The organism is Nonomuraea wenchangensis (genome assembly GCF_900111685.1).
Lineage (GTDB): Bacteria > Actinomycetota > Actinomycetes > Streptosporangiales > Streptosporangiaceae > Nonomuraea > Nonomuraea wenchangensis.
On record NZ_FOHX01000021.1, the window covers coordinates 149755 to 168972 of the forward strand.

Consider the following 19218-nt stretch of genomic DNA (forward strand, 5'->3'; position numbering starts at 1 on the left):
CCGTTCATGCGGGCTCGCGCTGCCCGTTCGCGAAGTACGCGGCCAGGCCGGGATCGAGCGGCGGCACGTCGTACGGCATGCCGCCGTCGCGCAGCGACATCGTCGCCATGTAGCCGGCCGCCACGCTCATCCGCGCCGCCACCGGCGAGGTGTCGGTGGCCCCGCCTTCCCGGACGAACCTGCGGAACTCGCCGATGATCTCGGCGTCCGCGCCGCCGTGCGACCCCTCGGCCAGCGGGACCTTGTAGGCGATGTCGCAGTCGTCCCGGTAGCCGGTCGGCCCGGTGTTCCAGACCTTGACCGTGTCGCCAGGACCGTCGCCGAAGTTCTCCAGCCGCCCCTCGGTGCCGATGACGGTGTAGTTGCGTACGTAGTCGGGCGAGAAGTGGCACTGCTGGTAGGCGGCGATGACGCCGTTGTCCAGGCGCATGTTCATGACGGAGACGTCCTCGACGTCCACGACGTGGTGCAGGTCGCGGCGGGCGGTGGGCGGCCACTCGTACGTGCGCAGCCAGTCGTCCGGGCGCGGGGTGCCGGGGGCGCGGCGCGGCAGGTCGCCGTAGACCATGAGGTCGCCGAGCGCGTTGACCCGGGTGGTGTAGCCGCCGGCCAGCCAGTGGACGACGTCGAGGTCGTGCGCCGCCTTCTGCAGCAGCAGGCCGGTGGTGCGGGTGCGGTCGGCGTGCCAGTCCTTGAAGTAGTAGTCGCCGCCGTAGCCGACGAAGTGCCGCACCCACACGGTCTTGGGCTCGCCGATGACGCCCTTGCGGATGATGTCGCGCATCAGCCGGACCACGCCCATGTGGCGCATGTTGTGGCCGACGTACAGGCGGGTGCCGGTGCGGCGGGCGGCGCGCAGGACGGCGTCGCAGCCCTCCACGGTGATCGCCATCGGCTTCTCCAGGTAGACGGCCTTGCCGGCCTCCAGGCAGTCGATGGCGATGCGCTCGTGGGTGTCGTCGGGGGTGTTGACGATGACGGCGTCGAGGTCGGGCCGGTCGAGGAGTGCGCGGTAGTCCTCGGCGAGGAGGTCCGCCTCGAAGCGGGCCGACTGGCTCTTGAGCACCGCGGGGTCGGAGTCGCAGAGCGCGGCCACGACCGATCCGCCGCCGGGGCGGTGCGCGTGCAGCGCGAGGCTCGTCCGCAGGCCGAGACCGATGACTCCGATGCGCAGGTCTTTCACAAGAGTCCTTCCTCGTTCGAGCATGACGTGGACTTGGAGGCTAGCGGTGAATTATGAAAGCAACTAGCTTTAATAGGATGGCGTTTTGTCCCGTTAGGGCTTTGAGTCCGGATCGTTACGCCGCTAATCGTAAGTGGTCTACTTAAAAAGGTGCTGGTCGGCGTGGTCGAGGGCCAGGCGGACCGCGCCCACCACGATGCAGTCGTCGCCCAGCTCCGAGGCCACGACCTCGGGCGGATACAGGCAGTGTCGTTCGAAGACCTCGCGTACCGGCTCCACCAGCAGGTCGCCGGCCGAGGCCAGCGCGCCGCCGATGACCACCATCTCGGGGTCGAGCGGGTTGACCACGGTGACCAGGCCCGCCGCCAGCCCGCGGGCCAGCTCGCGCACGGCCGTCGCGGCCTTCTCCTCGCCCGCGCGGGCCCGGGCGATCGCGAAGTCGGCGCTCTGCCGCATCGAGCGCAGCTCACCCGGCTCGGCCGCCATCGCGTAGTCCATGACGTGCCGGAACGCCGTCCAGTTGTCGTTGGGCTGGGAGCCGATCTCGCCCCCGGCCGCGTGCGCGCCCCGGTGCGGCCGGCCGCCGACCAGCAGGCCCATGCCGATGCGGTCGCCGGTGAACAGGTAGACCACGTCGGAGCGGCCCCGCGCCGCGCCGCGCCAGTGCTCGGCCAGCACCGCGAGGCGCATGTCGTTGTCCACCAGCACGGGGACGGGCAGCCTGCGGGCCAGCTCGCCGCGCAGGTCGAGCCCCGTCCAGTCGTCCAGCGCGACGCTCTTGACCACCCGGCCCGCCGCGTCCACGGTGCCGGTGGTGCCGACGCCGGCGGCGGCCAGGCCCTCCAGCGCCAGGCCCGCCCGGCCGGCCGTCTCGGCGGCCAGCGCGGTCGCCGCGTCCAGCCGCTCGGCCGCGCTCAGGTGCCGGTGGGTGGGCACGCAGCCGGAGGCCGTCACCGTGCCCGCGAGGTCGGCCACCATGGCCCGCACGCTGGAGCCGCCGATGGAGACGCCGAGCACGTGCCCGGCCCCCGACCGGAACCTGAACCGCCGGGCCGGCCGCCCGCGCTGCCGGTCGCCGTCGTCCTCCGTCCACTCCTCGGCCCAGCCCTCGGCGATCAGGTCGTCCACGATGGCCTCGGCCGTCGGCCGCGACACCCGGACGGCCCTGGCCAGCTCCGACAGCGTGGCGACGTCCACCTCGCGCAGCACGCGCAGGATCGCCGCCGAGTTGAGCCTGCGCAGGAGGGAGGCGTCGCCGCTCTGCTGTCGCACGTGACCTCCACATCGAGTCATCTTCAAGCCTATTGCGTAATTGTGCCTGCTCGTGGGCCCGCGTGAAGCTGAGCTGTGGGGGCACTTAAGAAGTCCTCGATGGACACCTCACGAGTGGACCGGGCACAGTGCGTTAGGTTCGACCTAGGGGGAGAGAGGGCCATGAAAGCGCTGGTCAAGGAGAAGGCCGAGCCCGGTCTGTGGCTGCTGGACGTCCCGGAGCCGGAGGTGGGGCCCGGCGAGGTGAAGATCCGGGTGCTGCGCACCGGCATCTGCGGCACCGACCTGCACATCCGCAAGTACGACGACTGGGCCAGGAACACACTGAAGCTGCCCCTCGTCGCCGGGCACGAGTTCAGCGGTCACGTGGTCGAGGTGGCGCCCGGCGTCGAGGACGTCGCCCTCGGCGACCTCGTCAGCGGCGAGGGCCACCTGGTCTGCGGCAAGTGCCGCAACTGCATGGCCGGCCGCCGCCACCTGTGCCGCAACACGATCGGCCTCGGGGTCAACAGGGACGGCGCGTTCGCCGAGTACGTCACCCTCCCCGCCACCAACGTGTGGGTGCACCGCACCCCGGTCCACCCCGACATCGCGGCCATCTTCGACCCGTTCGGCAACGCCGTGCACACCGCGCTGTCCTTCCCCCTGGTCGGCGAGGACGTCCTGATCACCGGCGCCGGCCCGATCGGCCTGATGGCGGCGGCCGTCGCCACCCACGTCGGCGCGCGCAACGTGATGATCACCGACGTCAGCGACGAGCGGCTCGACCTGGCCGCCAAGCTCGGGGTCTCGCTCGCGCTCAACGTCTCCCGCTCCTCCATCGAGGAGGGCATGCGCCGGCTCCAGATGCGCGAGGGCTTCGACGTCGGGCTGGAGATGTCCGGCAACCCGGCGGCGGTGCGCGACATGATCGCGCACATGACGCACGGCGGCAGGATCGCCATGCTCGGGCTGCCCGCCGAGGAGTTCGCGATCGACTGGGCCACGGTCGTCACCTCCATGATCACCATCAAGGGGATCTACGGCAGGGAGATGTTCGAGACCTGGTACAACATGTCCGTCCTGCTGGAGAAGGGGCTCGACCTCTCCCCCGTCATCACCCACAGGTTCGACTACCGCGACTTCGACGCGGCCTTCGACACGGCGGCGGGCGGCCGCACCGGCAAGGTCATTCTGGACTGGAGCGGAGGAGCTCGGCCGGAGAGAGCGAGGCACGAGCCAACGGAGGCCGAAGCGGCCGCGACCATGAACAGGAGCGCTTGATGTTCAGCAACGTGCGCGGGCAGCTGCGGGCGACCCTCGACGAGATCGCCGAGGCCGGGCTGCTCAAGCCCGAGCGGGTGATCACCACCCCGCAGAGCGCCGAGGTCGGCGTGGCCGGGCGCGAGGTGCTCAACTTCTGCGCCAACAACTACCTGGGCCTCGCCGACCACCCCGAGGTGGTCGCGGCGGCCAAGGAGGCGCTGGACCGGTGGGGGTTCGGCATGGCCTCCGTACGCTTCATCTGCGGCACCCAAGAGGTGCACAAGGAGCTGGAGTCCCGGCTGTCGGACTTCCTCGGCATGGAGGACACCGTCCTCTACAGCTCGTGCTTCGACGCCAACGGCGGCGTCTTCGAGACGCTGCTCGACGCCCAGGACGCGGTCATCTCCGACGCGCTCAACCACGCCAGCATCATCGACGGCATCCGCCTGTCGAAGGCCCAGCGCCTGCGCTACGCCAACCGCGACATGGCCGAGCTGGAGGCCCGGCTGAAGGAGTCGTCGGAGGCGCGGCGGCGGCTCATCGTCACCGACGGCGTCTTCTCCATGGACGGCTACGTCGCCCCGCTGCGCGAGATCTGTGACCTCGCCGACCGCTACGACGCCATGGTCATGGTGGACGACTCGCACGCCGTCGGCTTCGTCGGCCCCACCGGCCGCGGCACGCCGGAGCTGCACGGCGTCACCGACCGCGTGGACATCATCACCGGCACGCTCGGCAAGGCGCTCGGCGGGGCCAGCGGCGGCTACGTCGCGGCCCGCGCGGAGATCTGCGCGCTGCTGCGCCAGCGCTCGCGCCCCTACCTGTTCTCCAACTCCCTCGCGCCGGTCATCGCCGCCGCCTCGCTGCGCATCCTCGACCTGCTGGAGACCACCAGCGAGGCCCGCGAGCGGCTGCGCGCCAACACCGCGCGCTTCCGCGCGAAGATGACCGAGGCCGGCTTCGACATCCTGCCCGGCGACCACCCGATCGTGCCGGTCATGATCGGCGACGCGGCCGAGGCGGGCGCGATGGCCGAGCGCCTGCTCGACCTCGGGATCTACGTCGTCGGGTTCTCCTACCCGGTGGTGCCGCACGGGCGGGCGCGGATCCGGGTGCAGCTCTCGGCCGCGCACCGCGAGGAGGACGTCGACCGGGCGGTGGACGCCTTCGTGCGGGCGCGCGGCTGATTCGTGCGGGCACGCAGCTGATTCGTACGCGCACGCAGCTGAGTATCCTCACCTGCGTGATAGACACGCGGCGGCTGCGCACGCTCCGTGCCGTGGCCGACCACGGCACGGTCACCGCCGCGGCGGCCGCGCTGCACCTCACGCCGTCGGCCGTGTCGCAGCAGCTCGTCGCGCTGGAGCACGAGGTGGGGCACCGGCTGTTCACCCGCGACGGGCGCGGCGTGCGGCTCACGGCGGTCGGCCGGATCATGCTCGGGCACGCCAACGAGGTGCTGGCCCAGCTCGAACGGGCCCGCGCCGACGTGGCCGCCTACGCCGCGGGCGAGGCCGGCGAGGTCACCGTCGCCTGCTTCGCCACGGCGATCAGCGCCGTGCTCTCCCCCGCCATCGCGGCGCTGCGCGCGAGCACGCCCGGCATCCAGGTGCGGGTGCTCGACGCCGAGGGCGACCAGGGGCTCGCCATGCTGCTCGACTCGGCGGCCGACCTCGCCGTCGCGGTCGAGTACCGCGGGGCTCCTGACGCCGCCGACGGGCGGCTGTCCCGGCTGCCGCTGTACGCCGAGCCGTTCGACCTGGTGCTGCCCCGCGACCATCCGCTGGCGGACTCGGCCACGCTGGTGTCGCTGTCCGCCGAGCGGTGGATCGGCCCCTATCCGGGCAATCCGGTGCACGACGTGATCACGTTCGCCTGCCAGCAGGCGGGCTTCACGCCCAACGTCGCCCACTGCTCCGACGACTTCCGCGCCGTGGTGGCGCTGGTCGGGGCGGGGGCCGGGGTGGCGCTCGTGCCCCGGCTGGCGCTGCGGGACATGGCCAAGGACGGCGTGGTCGTACGCCGTACGCAGGGGGCGGCCGAGCGGCGCGTCTTCGCCGCCGTGCGCCGGGGGGCCGACTCGCATCCGGTCGTGCGGCCGGTGCTGGGGGCGTTGCGCGAGGTGGCGTCCTCGATCGGCGGCCCCGCGCCCGAAACATCCTGATTTATAGGTGCATTGGTGCCCTATGGTTGATCTTCACATCGGATCACATCGAAGGAATCCCGAGTGCGCATGATCAAGCGGAGCGCCACCCTCTCCCTCGGCCTCGCGGCCGCCCTCGCCGCGTCAGTGACCCTGAGCGGCCCGGCCGCCGCCGCGTCCACGCCCATCGGCGCGTGCGGCGGCGGCAGCTACCACGTCATCGACAGCCACGCCTTCGGCTCCAGCGCCGTCACCTACCTGCTCTACAACGGCACCACCAACTGCGTGGTGACGTGGAAGACGGGCGCGGCGGGCAACACCACGTGGGTGCGCGCCGTGATCTGGCCGTACGGCGGGGAGGGCAAGGTGGACGCGGACTACTACCGCTACTACGCCGGACCGGTCAAGGTCAACGCCCCCGGCAAGTGCGTCAAGTGGGGCGGCTCGTACGGCGGCTCGTGGTGGGAGAGCGGCTGGGAGCACTGCGGCTGACCCCGGCCCTCACACCTCGGCACGGGCCAGGCGGAGCGCCTCGGTGAAGCGGGCGTGCCGGTCCAGCTCCTCCCGTACGGGCTCCAGCACGAGCTTGTCGCTCACCTCGGCGATGGCCGCCCGCAACGCCCGCCCCGTACGGCGGGCGCGGCGGCGGCCACCCAGCCAGGCCAGCAGCCGGGACAGCAGCGCGACCAGCACGCCCGCCAGCGCCCCGCCCGCCAGCAGCACCGTCGGCCACGGAATGGGCCCCGCGGTGGGGAGCGGCGGCTGCGGCAGGCGCAGGTAGTCCATCCCGAACAGCGCCCCCAGCCAGAGCGCGCCCGCCAGCATGGCCGCGAACACCAGCCACTGCAGCGCGTTCACCGCACCCCACCAGCGGGGGCGGCGGGTCGCGTCGAGCGAGGTCGTGGCGATCGCCCGGTCCACCGCGTCGATCAGCTCGGCGGAGCGGGAGCGGGCCGCGTGGCGCACCGTCGAAGCCCAGGGGGCGGGCAGGCCGGCGGCGGCGGACTCGCCGACGTCCCTGAGCGCGGTCTCGACCTGCGCCCGCTGAACGGCGGACGCGCCCGGCACGGACGTCCGCCCGACGATCTCCGCCTCCTCTGATGAAGGGAGCTCGGGGCGCGCGTTCTGGACCGCCGTCATGCCCAGCCGGAGCCGGCGCAGCGGGTCGGGGCGGAAACGCCGCAGCCAGCGGGTGACCGGCCACCCGGTCGCCACCACCGCCCGATGCCGGTGCCCCTTGGCCACGGCCTCCACCACCAGCGGCACCCCTGCGGCCCGCGCGAGCGCCGCCCTGAGCCCCTTGTCGAGCCCTCTCTCCGGCTCCCCGGGTGCCGGTACGTCACCCCCGGCAGCGCTCAGGTGGGCGGCGGCAGCGGCGACGTCGGCGCCCAGGCGGGCCGCCCACGACCTGCGGGCCGCCACCCGCTCGCCCAGCACCTCCCGCAGCCCGGCCATCCCCTCACCCGTACGGGCGGAGACGGCCAGCACCGGTACGTTCGGCAGCCCATCACCCTCCAGCAGCCGCCGCAGGTCGCCGACGCAGCGTTCGACGGCCTGCGGCGGCAGCCGGTCGACCTGGTTGAGCACCACCAGCATCACGTCCCGGTGCCCGGCCAGCGGGCGCAGGTAGCGTTCGTGCAGGGCCGCGTCGGCGTACTTCTGCGGGTCCACCACCCACACCAGCAGATCGACCAGCTCGACCAGGCGGTCCACCTCCAGCCGGTGGGAGAGCCGGATCGAGTCGTGGTCGGGCAGGTCCAGCAGGACGAGCCCGGACCCGTCCGCGTCCGCGGCGGAGTGGCGGTGCGGGACGTCCAGCCAGTCGAGCAGCGGGCCCGCGCCCTCGCCGTCCCAGAGCGCCGCCTGCGCGGTCGAGGTCGTGGGCCGGGTGACGCCGACCGCCGCCAGCTCCTGCCCCGCCAGCGCGTTGTAGAGGGACGACTTGCCGCTGCCGGTGGCCCCGGCCAGCGCGGCCACGGTGTGGTCGAGGGACAGCCCGGCGCGCGCTCCCGCCCGCTCGGCGACGGCCCGCGCGGCGGTCACCGCCTCCTCGGGCAGCCGGCCCTCGCCGAGCGTGGCCGCCTCCAGCAGCGCGCTCACCCGTGTGTCGAGGGACGGCCCCTCCTTGCGTCGCAGCAGCTTCACCGGCCCTCCTCCTCGGCGCCGGGCTGGACCGGCAGCTCCACGGTGGCGGCGGACGGCCGCGCCCCCGGAGGCGGCGGCGCGGCCTCCACGGCCGGTCGCGCGACGCTCTCCACGGATGGCCGCTCGGCGTCCTCCACAGCCGGTGGCGTAGCGCTCTCCACGGCCGGTCGTGCGGCCGGCGCCGGGAGGTCCGCCCGTCGCGCCCGCTGGGCACGGATCTCGGCAAGAGCCTCGTCGAGCTGCTCGGCCGTGCCCTTCGGCGGCTCGGCGGTCTCCAGGAGGACGTCGAAGCGGGCCGCCTCCTCCGCCAGCAGCGCGCGGACCCGTTCGCGCAGGTCCTCGCGGGCCGTGACGGTCAGCGTACGGACCGCCTGGTCGCCGAAGACGGCCTCCAGCACCTTCTGCGACAGCAGGCTCGTGCCGCCCGCGATCCCCACCTCGATCCCGGTCAGCCCGCCCGTCGACGCGAACACCCCCAGCATGAGCAGCAGCCCCGCCCCGTTCACCCCGAACGAGGCCACCCGGGCCGCCGTACGCCGCTCGGCGCCCTCGCCGCGCACCAGGTCGAGCACGAACTCCTGCCAGCCACGCACCGCCGCCTCCGTCCGCCTGCCGAGGTCGGGCGAGGCCCGCCCGAGCCGGGCCGACTCGACGGGCCCGAGCCGCTCGAGCAGCCCCGCGCCGCCGGGCGCGGCGGACCAGCCTTCCAGCGCCCGCTCGGCGGACCCGTCGGCGGAGGCCCTGATCAGCGACTCGACTCCGCTCTCCAGCGCCTCCTTGAGCTGCGTCTCCGGCACTCGCCCGGTGAAGAAGCCCACGACGCGGTCGCGCAGCCGGCCGACGCGGCTCTCCAGCGTACGCATGAGGTCTCCGGTGCCGATGAAGTCCTGCCAGCGGGCCAGCACCTCGCCGCGCAGCAGCGAGCCGTCGCGCATGCCGCCGTCGAAGTCGGCGAGGCCGCCCGCGTACGCGTTCGAGACGATCGCGCGCAGCCCGTCGAACCCCGCCTGCTGCCGGGCGACCGCCGTGGCCAGGGCCGGCACCCGGGTCTCCAGGCTGTCCAGCGCGCCGGAGAGCGTCTGGCGTACGACGCGGGCGCGCTCGGCGGCGTCCTCGGCCAGGCCGTTGAGCCAGTCGGCGATGGGGCGTACGTACTCCTCGGGCAGGCGCGCCCGCTCGTCCGGCAAGGGCGCCTCGGGGACGGTGAACAGGCGGGTGCCGTCGAGCCCGTTCTCGGCGAGCAGCCGGTTGAGGTCGCGGGCCACCGGCTCGACGGCCTCCCGCGACACCCGGTCGAGCACCACGGCGAGCGCCGTGCTCCGTTCGCGGGCCGAACGCAGGAAGCTCCACGGCACCTCGTCGGCGTACCGGGCGGCGGTCGTGACGAACAACCACAGATCGGCGGCGGCGAGAAGCTGCGCGGCCAGCTCCCGGTTGGCGGTGACGACGGAGTCGATGTCGGGCGCGTCGAGCAGCGCCAGCCCGGCCCCGACCGCGTCGGAGGTCACCACGCGCAGCGCGCCGGGGCCCTCACCGGTGGCGCGGGACAGCCCGGGAAGCACGTTCTGCCCCATGAACCAGGACCGGTCGGCGGGGTTGACCACGAGCGTGGGCGTCAGCGTGGTGGGCCGCAACACGCCCGGCTCGGCCACGTCCGCGCCGACCAGCGAGTTGACCAGCGTGGACTTGCCCGCCCCGGTGGAGCCGCCGACGACGGCCAGCAGCGGCGCGTCGATCGCCCGCAACCTCGGCAGCAGGTAGTCGTCGAGCTGCCCGGTCAGCTCGCGCAGCGCGCGCCGGTCCGCCGCCGCCTCGCCGATCGCCAGCGGGAACAGCTCGCGCTCCAGCGGCCGGCGCAACGCCTCCAACGCGCCCAGCAGATCCATACGCCTCACGCTACCCACGCGCGGGCCGGTTCAGCGGGGGAAGCCGAGGCCGGCACACCTCCGTGCCGCTGAGCGAGCGTCGCTGTGCGGAGCGGTACCGTGACAGACGACCATCGGCAAGGAGACCTGACAGCTCGGCAAGGCGGCCCGATCCACGTCCTCGTCATCAGCAGATCGCGGCGGAGCTGCGAGCCGAGATCATGTCAGGGCGGAGTCAGCCGGCCGGCGGCGGCTCGCGAAGCACGTAGCCGACGCTGCGCAGGGTGTGGATGAGCCGCGGCTCGACGTCGTCCACCTTGCGCCGCAGGTAGGACACGTACGACTCCACCACGCCTGCGTCGCCGCCGAAGTCGTAGTTCCAGACGTGGTCGAGGATCTGCGCCTTCGACAGCACCCGCCCGGCGTTGACCATGAAGTAGTGCAGCAGCTTGAACTCGGTCGGCGACAGCCGCACCTGCCGGCCGCCGCGCCAGACCTCGCGGGAGTCCTCGTCCAGCTCCAGGTCGGCGACCTTGAGCCGGGTGGCGGGCGCGCCCTCGACGCGGGTGCGGCGGAGCACCGCCCGGATGCGGGCCTGCACCTCCTCCAGGCTGAACGGCTTGGTCACGTAGTCGTCGCCCACCCGCAGGCCGGCGATCTTGTCCTCGGTGGCGTCGCGGGCGGTGAGGAAGAGCACGGGCGCGTCGATCCGCTTGGCGACCTCCAGGCCGTCGAGGTCGGGGAGCATCACGTCGAGCACCACGAGGTCGGGCGAGGCGCGTTCGGCCACCTCGACGGCCTCCTGCCCGTCGGCGGCGGTCAGGACCTCGAACCCGGAGAAGCGCAGGCTGGCGGAGAGCAGGTCCCTGATGCTGGGTTCGTCGTCCACCACCATGATCAGCGCCTCGGGTTTCGTCACCTACTTACAGTGACAAAACGACCTGAGGGTTAGCTGAACGGTCACTCCAAAGCTAGTGGGAGTTCGACCCGGAACGTGGAGCCGTCCTCGACGGTGCTGGTCACGGTGACCTCGCCGCCGTGGGCCCGTACGAGCGCCTGGACGATGGCGAGGCCGAGCCCGCTGCCCCGTTCCTCGGTCGAGCGGCGGCGGGCGCGGGCGGAGTCGGCCCGGTAGAAGCGCTCGAAGACGTGCTCGACCTGCTCCGGGGTGAGCCCGGGGCCCTGGTCGGCGACCTCCAGGAAGACCTGCTCGCCGCCGGCGCCGACCCTGACGATGATCGGCGAGGCGGGCTCGGTGTGGACGATGGCGTTGGTGACGAGGTTGCTGACGACCTGGCGCAGGCGTACCTCGTCGCCGGAGACGATCAGGGCCGCGCCGCCGACGACGTCGAGCTTGATCGTACGGTCGGGCGCGATGATCCGGGCGTCCTGCACGGCGTCGGCGGCCAGCGCCAGCATGTCCACCGGGCGCATCCGCAGCGGACGCTGCTGGTCCACCCTGGCCAGCAGGAGCAGGTCGTCCACCAGCAGGCTCATCCGGCCGGCCGCCTTCTCCACGCGCTGCATGAGCTCGACGGGGTCGGCGGAGGGGTTCTGGCGGGCGTACTCGGCGAAGCCGCGGATGGAGGTGAGGGGGGTGCGCAGCTCGTGGGAGGCGTCGCCGACGAACTGGCGCATGCGGTCCTCGGAGCGCCGGGCCGCCTCCTCGGAGGCCGAACGGGCGGCGAACGCGGCCTCGATCTGGGCGAGCATGCCGTTGAGCGACCTCGCCAGGCTGCCCACCTCCGTACGGGGGTCGGCGTCGGGGACCCGGCGGCCCAGCTCGCCGCCGGCGATGGCCTCGGCGGTGCGCTCGATCTGGGCGAGCGGGCGCATGCTGCGCCGGACGATGGTGACGCCCACGACGGCGAGGATGAGCAGGCTGCCGCCGCCGCCCAGCAGCTCGATGAGCACGAGCCGCTTGGTGATCGCGTCGACCTCCTCCAGGTCCACGGCGACGACGAGCGTGGTGCGCCGCACCTCCCGCTCCAGCACCCGCCATTCGCCGTCGCCGCTGCCGGCTTGTGCGGTGTAGGCGTCCTGGCGGGGCGCGCCGGCGAGGAGGGGCTTGGGCTTGGCGTCCACGTCGCGGTCGGTCAGCATCGGCACGAAGTCGCCGCCGGGCTCCTTGACCAGGACGATCGCGTCCGACTCGATGAGGATGGGCCGCTCGGGGGTCTCCCTGTCGTTGCGCCGGTCGTTGAGGATCTTCTTGTGCATGCGCTCGCTGAGCAGCGTGAGCTGCCCGTCCACGCGGTCGATGAGGTAGCCGTGCAGCACCGACACGCTGACCAGGCCGATGAAGACCATGCCGAAGCCGAGCAGCGCCAGCATGGACGCCATCAGCTTGATCCTCAGCGGTAGCCGGGTCATCAGGAGCTCGGGGGCAGGCGCAGCACGTATCCGACGCCCCGCAGGGTGTGGATGAGGCGGGGGCTCCGGTTGTCGATCTTGCGGCGGAGCACGGACACGTACGACTCGACGATGCCCACCTCGCCGCGGAAGTCGTAGTCCCAGACGTGGTCGAGGATCTGCGGCTTGGACAGGACGCGGCCGGCGTTCGTCATGAAGTAGCGCAGCAGCTTGAACTCGGTCGGCGACAGCGGCACGGCGGCGCCTCCGCGCCACACCTCGTGGCTCTCCTCGTCCAGCTCGATGTCGGCGAACGTCAGCCGCGGCGGCGCGGCCGGCTGGTCGCCGCTGGTACGGCGGAGCACCGCGTGGATGCGCGCGATCACCTCCTCCAGGCTGAACGGCTTGGTCACGTAGTCGTCGCCGCCGATCGTGAGGCCGCGGATCTTGTCCTCGGTCTCGTCACGGGCGGTCAGGAACACCACCGGCGTGTGCAGCCCGCCGCCGCGCAGCCGCCTGACGATCTCGAAACCGTCCAGGTCGGGCAGCATGACGTCGAGCACGACGAGGTCGGGGCGGTGTCGTTGCACGGCGGCGACGGCGTCGACGCCGCTCTTCGCCGTGGTCACGTCGAAACCCGCGAACCTGAGGCTCGCGGCGAGGAGTTCGAGGATGTTGGGGTCATCCTCGACGATCAACAGGCGTGATTCCATCATGACAAGGATGCCCTTATCGGACGAGTGCTGGGACAATTCCGGCAACATGCTTGGCGATCGCCAGGCTCGACGTGGCCGCGGGCGACGGGGCGTTGCGCACCAGCACCACGTTGCCGTGCACGTCCACGACGAAGTCGTCCACCAGCCGGCCGTCCCTGGCCACGGCTTGGGCGCGGACTCCACCGGGCGCGCGCACCAGGTCGGCGGCGTTCAGCTCGGGCACGTAGCGGCGGGCGGCCCGGACGAAAGCCCCCTTGGCGAGGCTGCCGCGCACCTCCTTGATCCCGGTGCGCCAGTGCTGCCGGGCCAGGCGCAGCGTGCCGGGCCACCCGAGAATTTGCCGGATATTTCCGAACTTACGCCAGTTGTAGCCCTCGTACGCGAGCGCCAGCACCGCGTTCGGCCCCACCAGCACCTCGCCGCCGACCGTACGGGTCAGATGCACCCCCAGGAACGGGTAGCGCGGATCGGGCACCGGATAGATCAGCCCGCGTACGAGCTCCTTCGCCGCGCCCTGAAGCGCGTAGTACTCACCACGGAACGGGACGATCCGCACCTCCCCCGGCCGCCCGGCCATCGCGGCCAAGGCGTCCGTGCCGAGCCCGCCGCAGACCACCAGGCGGTCGAAGGTGAAGATCCGGCCGGCGGCCAGCACCTGCACGCCGCCCGCGCGCTCGCGGACGCCGCGTACGGCGTGCGCGAGGCGTACGGACCCGCCCAGCTCCTCGACGTCCCTGGCGAGCCGGCGGGCGACGGCGGGGAAGTCGCAGATCGCGGTGTGCGGGGAGTGCACCGCGCCGACGCCGACCGCGTGCGGCTCGACCTCGCGCAGCCCCAGCGCGTCCAGCTCGGCGATGCCGGGGACGCCGTTCGCACGGGCCCGCTCGGCCAGCGCGGCGAGGCCGGCCCGCTCGGCGTGGGTGCTCGCCACGACGAGCTTGCCCACCTCCTCGTACGGCAGCCCGTGCGCCGCGCAGTAGTCCTTGAGCAGCGCCACGCCCTCCCGGCACAGCCTGGCCTTGAGCGAGCCGGGCGGGTAGTAGATGCCCGCGTGGACGACGCCGCTGTTGTGCCCGGTCTGGTGGGCGGCGACGCCGTCCTCCTTCTCCAGCACCGTCACCTCGGCGCCCCGGGTGGCGGCGAGCTCACGCGCCACCGCCAGCCCGACGATCCCGGCGCCCACGATCCCGATTCTCTCCGTCACATGACCGATTTTCCCGGCTTACCGCCCGTCTCCGCCATATCGGGGCGCATTGGTACGACGCGCGGACCTCAGCGGAGGAACCGGGCAACGGCGTTCAGCCACTCTTGGGGCACGCTCCGAGCGACGGACAGTTCCACCGCCGGCTCGCCGGCCACCACCACCGTAAACCCGCGGCGCCCGGCGGCTCGTACCGGACGCGGGCGTCAGCGCCCCCCGACCCAGGAGTAGAAGGCGCCCCGCAGGTGCTTGAAGGAGTGATCGACGTGATCCTCCGACCACTCCACGTCCTCGAGAAGCCGCGCTGGTTCGCCCTGCGGACTCCAGGCGTAGCCGTAGAGGCTGTGCAAATGGTCGCCCTGCTGGAAGACGACCACCCCATGCTCACGGCGGACCTCCTCGAACGCCATCCCGCCGACGGTGCGGGGGCCGAGCCGCTCGCCGTCCCGCATGGTGCGGGCGGACGCCTCGATCTCCGCGGATGCGCGGAGGAACCACTGGTCGTCACTGCAGCGGAAGACCACGAACGCCACCGTCACGACGCCCGCGAGGGCGAGGACGCCGAAGAACGTCAACGCTCCCCGGCGAGAAACGCCGTCCGACACCGCGCCTCCAGGTGATCGTCGCGGGTGGGGCTTCTGATGATCGTAAACGGAAAGGCATCACGGAGTGCGGCCTGCCTCCGGTCACCAATCGAACTTAAGTACGATTGGCGTATGTACGTCCCGCCCGAGTGGCCCGCCGAGGTCCGTCCGCCCAGCGTCCCCGACTGGGAGACCTCGGCCGTGGCCTGGCTGCTCGACGCGGTCCCGCCCGATTACCGCGCCTACGAGGTGCTCCGCCGCCACCCGGTGGCCCTGGCCAGCATGGCCAGGCACCACGTGAGCTCGGCGGTCGAGGCCGCCCGCGCCGGCTACCGCGCCGCCGCCGTCGATCTCAAGGGCCATCTGCCGCCGCACGCGATCGAGGCGGTGCTGGACGCCTACCGGCAGGAGGGTCCGCGCCTGGTCCGGCTGTCACGCTCGATCGAGGTGGTGGAGCGGGCGCTGCGCGGCGACATGTTCACCGCGACCATGCGCGGCGGCCGGTGACGCCCGGTCAGGCGGTCCTGCGGGCGATGAAGGTGATCACGCCGATGGCCGTCGCCGCCGCCGCGAGCCAGATCAGCACGTCCTTCAGCGACAGCCCGCCGTCCGCCTGGCCGTCCGCCCGGGCGTCCAGGCTGCTCTCGGCCTTCGCGGGGCTGGGCGTGGGCGTGGGGGTGGCGCTCGGCGAGGCGGCGGCCCGCGCGCGGGCGGGCAGCGGCACCCGGTAGACCGGGCTGCGCACCCCCTCGCTGCCGGTGAGCAGGGCCTTGCCGTCCGCCGTGAACGCGATCGACTCCGCCTGCTCCAGCTGCGGCATCGCCACCCTGGCGATCGTCTCGCCGGAGGGCTTGTAGAGGGTGGCGGAGAAGTAGGTGCGCACGACGTACGAGGAGCCGTCCGGCGCGTACGCGGCGTCGGTCGCCATGATGGGCGCGGCGGCCACCTTGCGCAGCACGTTCGTCCGGTCGGTGCGCAGCGTCTTCGGCGCGGCGTAGACCGAGCCCGCGAACTCCTTGGACACCACGTAGAGCCGCCCGGTCCTCGGGTTGACCATGATGCCCTCGGCGTTGCGCGCGCCGTCGGCGTAGCGGAACCGGTAGCGCACGGCGGGCAGCGTGGCGTCGCCGATCCGCTGCGGCTCCATCACCTTGTAGATCGACACGTCGGGCCAGGCGCCGTCGAGGTTGTCGCCGATGTCGGCGAACCAGAGCACGCCGCGCCCGGTGCGCGGGTCCTTGCTCGCGGCCATCGCCTCCCAGTCGCGCGCCTCCGCGCCGCGTACCTGGTAGGTCGCCCGTGTGCGCCCCTCGCCGTCCACGGCGTAGAACGTCGGGGCGGCGGCGCTGTCGTTGTGCGTGTAGTAGATGCCGGGGTGGGTGGGCGAGACGGCCAGGCCGCTGGACTCGGTGATCCTCGGGTCCTTGAACGTGAAGAGCTTCTCCATCCGCTCGTCGTCGGCCGCCGCCGCAGGAGCGGGCACAACGATCAAAAAGCAGGCCGCGAGCACGGCCGCGAGCATCCGGATCATGACATCCCCCACGCCGCCATCATGCCCCACCGGCGCGCCGGGAAGCGTCTGGCCTGGAGTGCGCTCCAGGTCTTTAGGGTTGGAACTATGGACTATGTCAACCTCGGACGCAGTGGCCTTCAGGTCAGCCCCCTCTGCCTCGGCACCATGAACTTCGGCCCGCAGACTTCGGAGGAAGACTCCTTCGCGATCATGGATCGGGCCCTGGAGCTGGGCATCAACTTCTTCGACACCGCCAACGTCTACGGCTGGAAGCTGGGCGAGGGCATCACCGAGAACATCATCGGCAGGTGGTTCGCCCAGGGCGGCGGGCGGCGCGAGAAGACCGTCATCGCGACCAAGCTCTACGGCGGCATGAGCGAGTGGCCGAACGACAGCAAGCTGTCGGCGCTCAACATCCGCCGGGCCTGCGACGCCTCGCTGAAGCGCATGCAGACCGACTACATCGACATCTACCAGGCGCACCACGTCGACCGGAACACCCCGTTCGAGGAGTTCTGGGAGGCGATGGAGGTCCTGCGCCAGCAGGGCAAGATCCTGTACGTCGGCTCCTCGAACTTCGCCGGCTGGCACATCGCCAAGGCCCAGGAAACCGCCGCCCGGCGCAACTTCCTCGGCCTGGTCAGCGAGCAGTCCCACTACAACCTGCTCACCCGCGCGGTCGAGCTGGAGGTGCTGCCCGCCTGCGAGGACTACGGGCTCGGCGTGATCCCGTGGAGCCCGCTGGCCGGCGGCCTGCTGGGCGGCGTGCTCCGCAAGATCGACAAGGGCCGCTCGGCGAGCGAGCAGATCGTCAAGCAGCTGGAGAAGCACCGCGACAAGATCGAGGCGTACGAGAAGCTCTGCGACGAGCTGGGCGAGGACCCGGCGCACGTGGGCCTGGCCTGGCTGCTCAAGCAGCGGGCGGTCACCGCGCCGATCATCGGCCCGCGCACCCTGGAGCAGCTCGAAGGCAGCATGCGCACGCTGGAGATCGAGCTGGACGACGCCGTGCTGACCCGCCTGGACGAGATCTTCCCCGGTCACCGGACCGCGCCGGAGGACTACGCCTGGTAGGGCTCAGGTGAGCAGCGCGCCGACCACCACGATCAGCAGGAGCAGGCCGAGCACCAGGGGCAGCAGCCAAGAACGAGGACGGTCCACGCCCTGGAGCCTAGCCCGGCTCGGCCGGTGCGAGCGCCCATTCGGCGAGTGACTCGTACCTCACCTGCGGTCCCGTGTGGCTGCGCACCAGCCGCACCACCTCCGCCCGCCACGGCGAGCCGCTGAACCCGGACAGCGACTCGACCAGCGGGCGGAGGTCCGTCTCGGTCTTGGCGCGTGCCAGCGTGAGGTGCGGGTGGAGGGGTTTGGCGTCGGTCCCGGTGGCTCCGGCGCGGCGGGCGCCGGCGCGTACGGAGTCGGCGAGCCTGGTCATGGAGTCGCCGGTGACGCCGATCCAGAAGACGCGGGCGCGGCGGGCCGAGGAGAAGGCGCCGAAGCCGGCGAAGGCCAGGTCGAGCACCCGGTGCCGGTGCACGGCGCGGGCCAGGCGGGTCTCCAGCTCGGGCAGCGCCCGCTCGGGCACCTCACCGAAGAAGCCCAGCGTGATGTGCCAGGTGGCCCGGTCGGGCCAGCGCAGCCCCGGCACCTGCCCGACGTGCGGCGCGATCGCGCGTTCGATCTCGTCCAGCACCTCGTCGGGCGGCACCAGGGCCGCGAAGAGCCTCATGCCAACACATTGTGCCCGCTCGGGGCGGGCGGGGGCGGGTCAGGCCATCGCGAGGGCGGGACCGGAGACCCGGCGGCTGATCAGCCGCGTCACCACGACCGCGAGCCCGGTGCCGACCAGCACCAGCACGCCGGACAGCATCACGCCGAGGCGCGGCCCGCCGAGCTCCGACAGCCAGCCGACCAGCGGCGCGCCGAGCGGGGCCCCTCCGGTGAAGACCAGCATGTAGATGCCCATCACCCGGCCGCGCATCGCGGCCGACGTGGCGAGCTGCACGCTGGCGTTGGCGGCCGTGTTGACGGTGATCAGCGCGACCCCGGTGGGCACCAGCAGCAGCAGGTAGACCGGGTAGAACGGGGCCAGCCCGGTGAGGATCTGGAACGCCCCGAACCCGATCGCCCCGGCGAACAGCACCTTGTTCGTCAGCTTGGCCCGCCGCGCCGCGAGCAGCGCGCCGCCCAGCGCGCCCACCGCGAACATGCTGGAGGCGAGGCCGAACGACGACGCGCCCGCCTTGAACACCTCGCGCGCCATCAGCGCTATCGACATCGAGAACGACTGCGAGAACATCGACACGAACCCGATGAGCAGCACCGGCAGCAGCAGCTCCTCGCGCCGCACGACGTAGCGCAGGCCCTCGCGGAGCTGCCCCTTCGCCCTCGGCACCGGCTCGGCCGGGTTGAGCTCGGAGGCGCGCATGAACACCAGCGAGGAGATCACCGCGCCGAACGTCAGCGCGTTGACCAGGAAGATGGGGCCGGTGCCGCCGAGCACGTAGATCAGCACGCCGGCCAGCGCCGGGCCGACCACGCGGGCCAGGTTGAAGATGGAGCTGTTGAGCGCGATCGCGTTGGGCAGGTCGCGGCGGCCGACCATCTCGACCACGAACGCCTGCCGGGTCGGCACCTCCACACAGGAGATCATGCCGAGCAGGAACGCCATCACGTACACGTGCCACACCTGGGCGCTGCCGGTCATCGTCAGCACACCGATGGTGAGGGCCAGCATGGCCATGAGGCTCTGGGCCGCGACGAGGATCGGGCGCTTCGGGTAGCGGTCGGCGAGCACGCCGCCGAACATGCCGAACAGCAGCATCGGCAGGAACTGCAGCGCGGTCGCCGTGCCGAGCGCCGCCGCGCTGCCGTTGGTCAGGTCGAGCACCAGCCAGTCCTGGGCGGTGCGCTGCAGCCAGGTGCCGACGTTGGAGACGGCGCCACCGGCCGCGAACATGCGGTAGTTGCGAATCCTGAGCGACCGGAACATCCCGGTC

At 72.4% G+C, this 19218-nt stretch carries 18 protein-coding genes; 6 read left to right on the forward strand and 12 right to left on the reverse strand.

What is annotated here, in order from left to right; translation table 11 throughout:
- Positions 1-4: 4 nt before the first annotated feature.
- Complete coding sequence (locus tag BMW85_RS41685; RefSeq protein WP_091092793.1) at positions 5-1183, reverse strand: Gfo/Idh/MocA family protein; 1179 nt, start codon at positions 1181-1183, stop codon at positions 5-7.
- 138 nt (positions 1184-1321) lie between these two features.
- Entirely contained in the window at positions 1322-2455 is a 1134-nt protein-coding gene (locus BMW85_RS41690; RefSeq protein WP_091092795.1) for an ROK family transcriptional regulator, read from the reverse strand.
- Between the two features lie 162 nt (positions 2456-2617).
- On the opposite strand from BMW85_RS41690, the gene tdh reads away from it, so the two are divergent.
- The 4 genes from tdh to BMW85_RS41710 all read left to right on the forward strand — a co-directional run bounded on the left by tdh (position 2618) and on the right by BMW85_RS41710 (position 6335).
- On the forward strand, positions 2618-3718 hold the full coding sequence (tdh, locus tag BMW85_RS41695) for an L-threonine 3-dehydrogenase (protein ID WP_218156163.1): 1101 nt from the start codon (positions 2618-2620) through the stop codon (positions 3716-3718).
- Entirely contained in the window at positions 3718-4887 is a 1170-nt protein-coding gene (locus BMW85_RS41700) for a glycine C-acetyltransferase (RefSeq protein ID WP_091092797.1), read from the forward strand. Before tdh ends, BMW85_RS41700 begins: the two co-directional genes overlap by 1 nt.
- A 56-nt stretch (positions 4888-4943) precedes the next feature.
- Positions 4944-5864 carry a LysR family transcriptional regulator gene (locus BMW85_RS41705; RefSeq protein ID WP_091092799.1) on the forward strand — a complete coding sequence of 307 codons (921 nt, stop codon included), beginning with the start codon at positions 4944-4946 and terminating at the stop codon, positions 5862-5864.
- Between the two features lie 69 nt (positions 5865-5933).
- On the forward strand, positions 5934-6335 hold the full coding sequence (locus BMW85_RS41710) for a hypothetical protein (RefSeq protein ID WP_218156164.1): 402 nt from the start codon (positions 5934-5936) through the stop codon (positions 6333-6335).
- 9 nt (positions 6336-6344) lie between these two features.
- On the opposite strand, the gene BMW85_RS41715 is transcribed toward BMW85_RS41710, so the two are convergent.
- From BMW85_RS41715 to BMW85_RS41745, 7 genes are all read right to left on the reverse strand, one after another.
- On the reverse strand, positions 6345-7988 hold the full coding sequence (locus tag BMW85_RS41715) for a YfjP family GTPase (protein WP_091092802.1): 1644 nt from the start codon (positions 7986-7988) through the stop codon (positions 6345-6347).
- Positions 7985-9874 (reverse strand): ABC transporter, encoded by a 1890-nt coding sequence (locus BMW85_RS41720; RefSeq protein ID WP_091092804.1) that lies wholly within the window; start codon positions 9872-9874, stop codon positions 7985-7987. Before BMW85_RS41720 ends, BMW85_RS41715 begins: the two co-directional genes overlap by 4 nt.
- 214 nt (positions 9875-10088) lie before the next feature.
- A complete protein-coding gene (locus tag BMW85_RS41725) occupies positions 10089-10748 on the reverse strand; it encodes a response regulator transcription factor (RefSeq protein WP_091092869.1) in 660 nt (219 codons plus the stop codon).
- Positions 10749-10813: 65 nt separating this feature from the next.
- Complete coding sequence (locus BMW85_RS41730) at positions 10814-12196, reverse strand: sensor histidine kinase (RefSeq protein WP_245775375.1); 1383 nt, start codon at positions 12194-12196, stop codon at positions 10814-10816.
- A 29-nt stretch (positions 12197-12225) separates the two neighbouring features.
- Positions 12226-12921: a response regulator transcription factor gene (locus BMW85_RS41735; protein ID WP_091092807.1), complete on the reverse strand. Its 696-nt coding sequence runs from the start codon at positions 12919-12921 to the stop codon at positions 12226-12228.
- A gap of 13 nt (positions 12922-12934) precedes the next feature.
- Complete coding sequence (lhgO, locus tag BMW85_RS41740) at positions 12935-14125, reverse strand: L-2-hydroxyglutarate oxidase (RefSeq protein WP_091092809.1); 1191 nt, start codon at positions 14123-14125, stop codon at positions 12935-12937.
- A 203-nt stretch (positions 14126-14328) separates the two neighbouring features.
- On the reverse strand, positions 14329-14697 hold the full coding sequence (locus BMW85_RS41745; RefSeq protein WP_143082586.1) for a hypothetical protein: 369 nt from the start codon (positions 14695-14697) through the stop codon (positions 14329-14331).
- Positions 14698-14838: 141 nt separating this feature from the next.
- On the opposite strand from BMW85_RS41745, the gene BMW85_RS41750 reads away from it, so the two are divergent.
- Positions 14839-15213, forward strand: a complete 375-nt coding sequence (locus BMW85_RS41750) for a hypothetical protein (RefSeq protein WP_091092812.1) — start codon at positions 14839-14841, stop codon at positions 15211-15213.
- Positions 15214-15220: 7 nt separating this feature from the next.
- Here the strand turns inward: BMW85_RS41750 and BMW85_RS41755 are convergent, their stop codons facing one another.
- Complete coding sequence (locus BMW85_RS41755) at positions 15221-16249, reverse strand: hypothetical protein (protein ID WP_091092814.1); 1029 nt, start codon at positions 16247-16249, stop codon at positions 15221-15223.
- 75 nt (positions 16250-16324) lie between these two features.
- On the opposite strand from BMW85_RS41755, the gene BMW85_RS41760 reads away from it, so the two are divergent.
- On the forward strand, positions 16325-17293 hold the full coding sequence (locus BMW85_RS41760) for an aldo/keto reductase (RefSeq protein ID WP_091092816.1): 969 nt from the start codon (positions 16325-16327) through the stop codon (positions 17291-17293).
- A gap of 97 nt (positions 17294-17390) precedes the next feature.
- On the opposite strand, the gene thpR is transcribed toward BMW85_RS41760, so the two are convergent.
- Both thpR and BMW85_RS41770 read right to left on the reverse strand, forming a co-directional pair.
- A complete protein-coding gene (thpR, locus tag BMW85_RS41765; RefSeq protein WP_091092817.1) occupies positions 17391-17948 on the reverse strand; it encodes an RNA 2',3'-cyclic phosphodiesterase in 558 nt (185 codons plus the stop codon).
- A 39-nt stretch (positions 17949-17987) separates the two neighbouring features.
- On the reverse strand, positions 17988-19211 hold the full coding sequence (locus tag BMW85_RS41770) for an MFS transporter (RefSeq protein ID WP_091092819.1): 1224 nt from the start codon (positions 19209-19211) through the stop codon (positions 17988-17990).
- Positions 19212-19218 lie beyond the last annotated feature (7 nt).

Excerpts from the sequence above, each read along its gene's own strand:
- tdh (WP_218156163.1), top strand. The coding sequence starts at position 2,618 with ATGAAAGCGCTGGTCAAGGAGAAGGCCGAGCCCGGTCTGTGGCTGCTG.
- BMW85_RS41700 (WP_091092797.1), top strand. The coding sequence starts at position 3,718 with ATGTTCAGCAACGTGCGCGGGCAGCTGCGGGCGACCCTCGACGAGATC.
- BMW85_RS41710 (WP_218156164.1), top strand. The coding sequence starts at position 5,934 with ATGATCAAGCGGAGCGCCACCCTCTCCCTCGGCCTCGCGGCCGCCCTC.
- BMW85_RS41720 (WP_091092804.1), bottom strand. The coding sequence starts at position 9,874 with ATGGATCTGCTGGGCGCGTTGGAGGCGTTGCGCCGGCCGCTGGAGCGC.
- BMW85_RS41725 (WP_091092869.1), bottom strand. The coding sequence starts at position 10,748 with ATGGTGGTGGACGACGAACCCAGCATCAGGGACCTGCTCTCCGCCAGC.
- BMW85_RS41730 (WP_245775375.1), bottom strand. The coding sequence starts at position 12,196 with ATGGCGTCCATGCTGGCGCTGCTCGGCTTCGGCATGGTCTTCATCGGC.
- BMW85_RS41735 (WP_091092807.1), bottom strand. The coding sequence starts at position 12,921 with ATGATGGAATCACGCCTGTTGATCGTCGAGGATGACCCCAACATCCTC.
- BMW85_RS41750 (WP_091092812.1), top strand. The coding sequence starts at position 14,839 with ATGTACGTCCCGCCCGAGTGGCCCGCCGAGGTCCGTCCGCCCAGCGTC.
- BMW85_RS41760 (WP_091092816.1), top strand. The coding sequence starts at position 16,325 with ATGGACTATGTCAACCTCGGACGCAGTGGCCTTCAGGTCAGCCCCCTC.
- thpR (WP_091092817.1), bottom strand. The coding sequence starts at position 17,948 with ATGAGGCTCTTCGCGGCCCTGGTGCCGCCCGACGAGGTGCTGGACGAG.
- BMW85_RS41770 (WP_091092819.1), bottom strand. The coding sequence starts at position 19,211 with ATGTTCCGGTCGCTCAGGATTCGCAACTACCGCATGTTCGCGGCCGGT.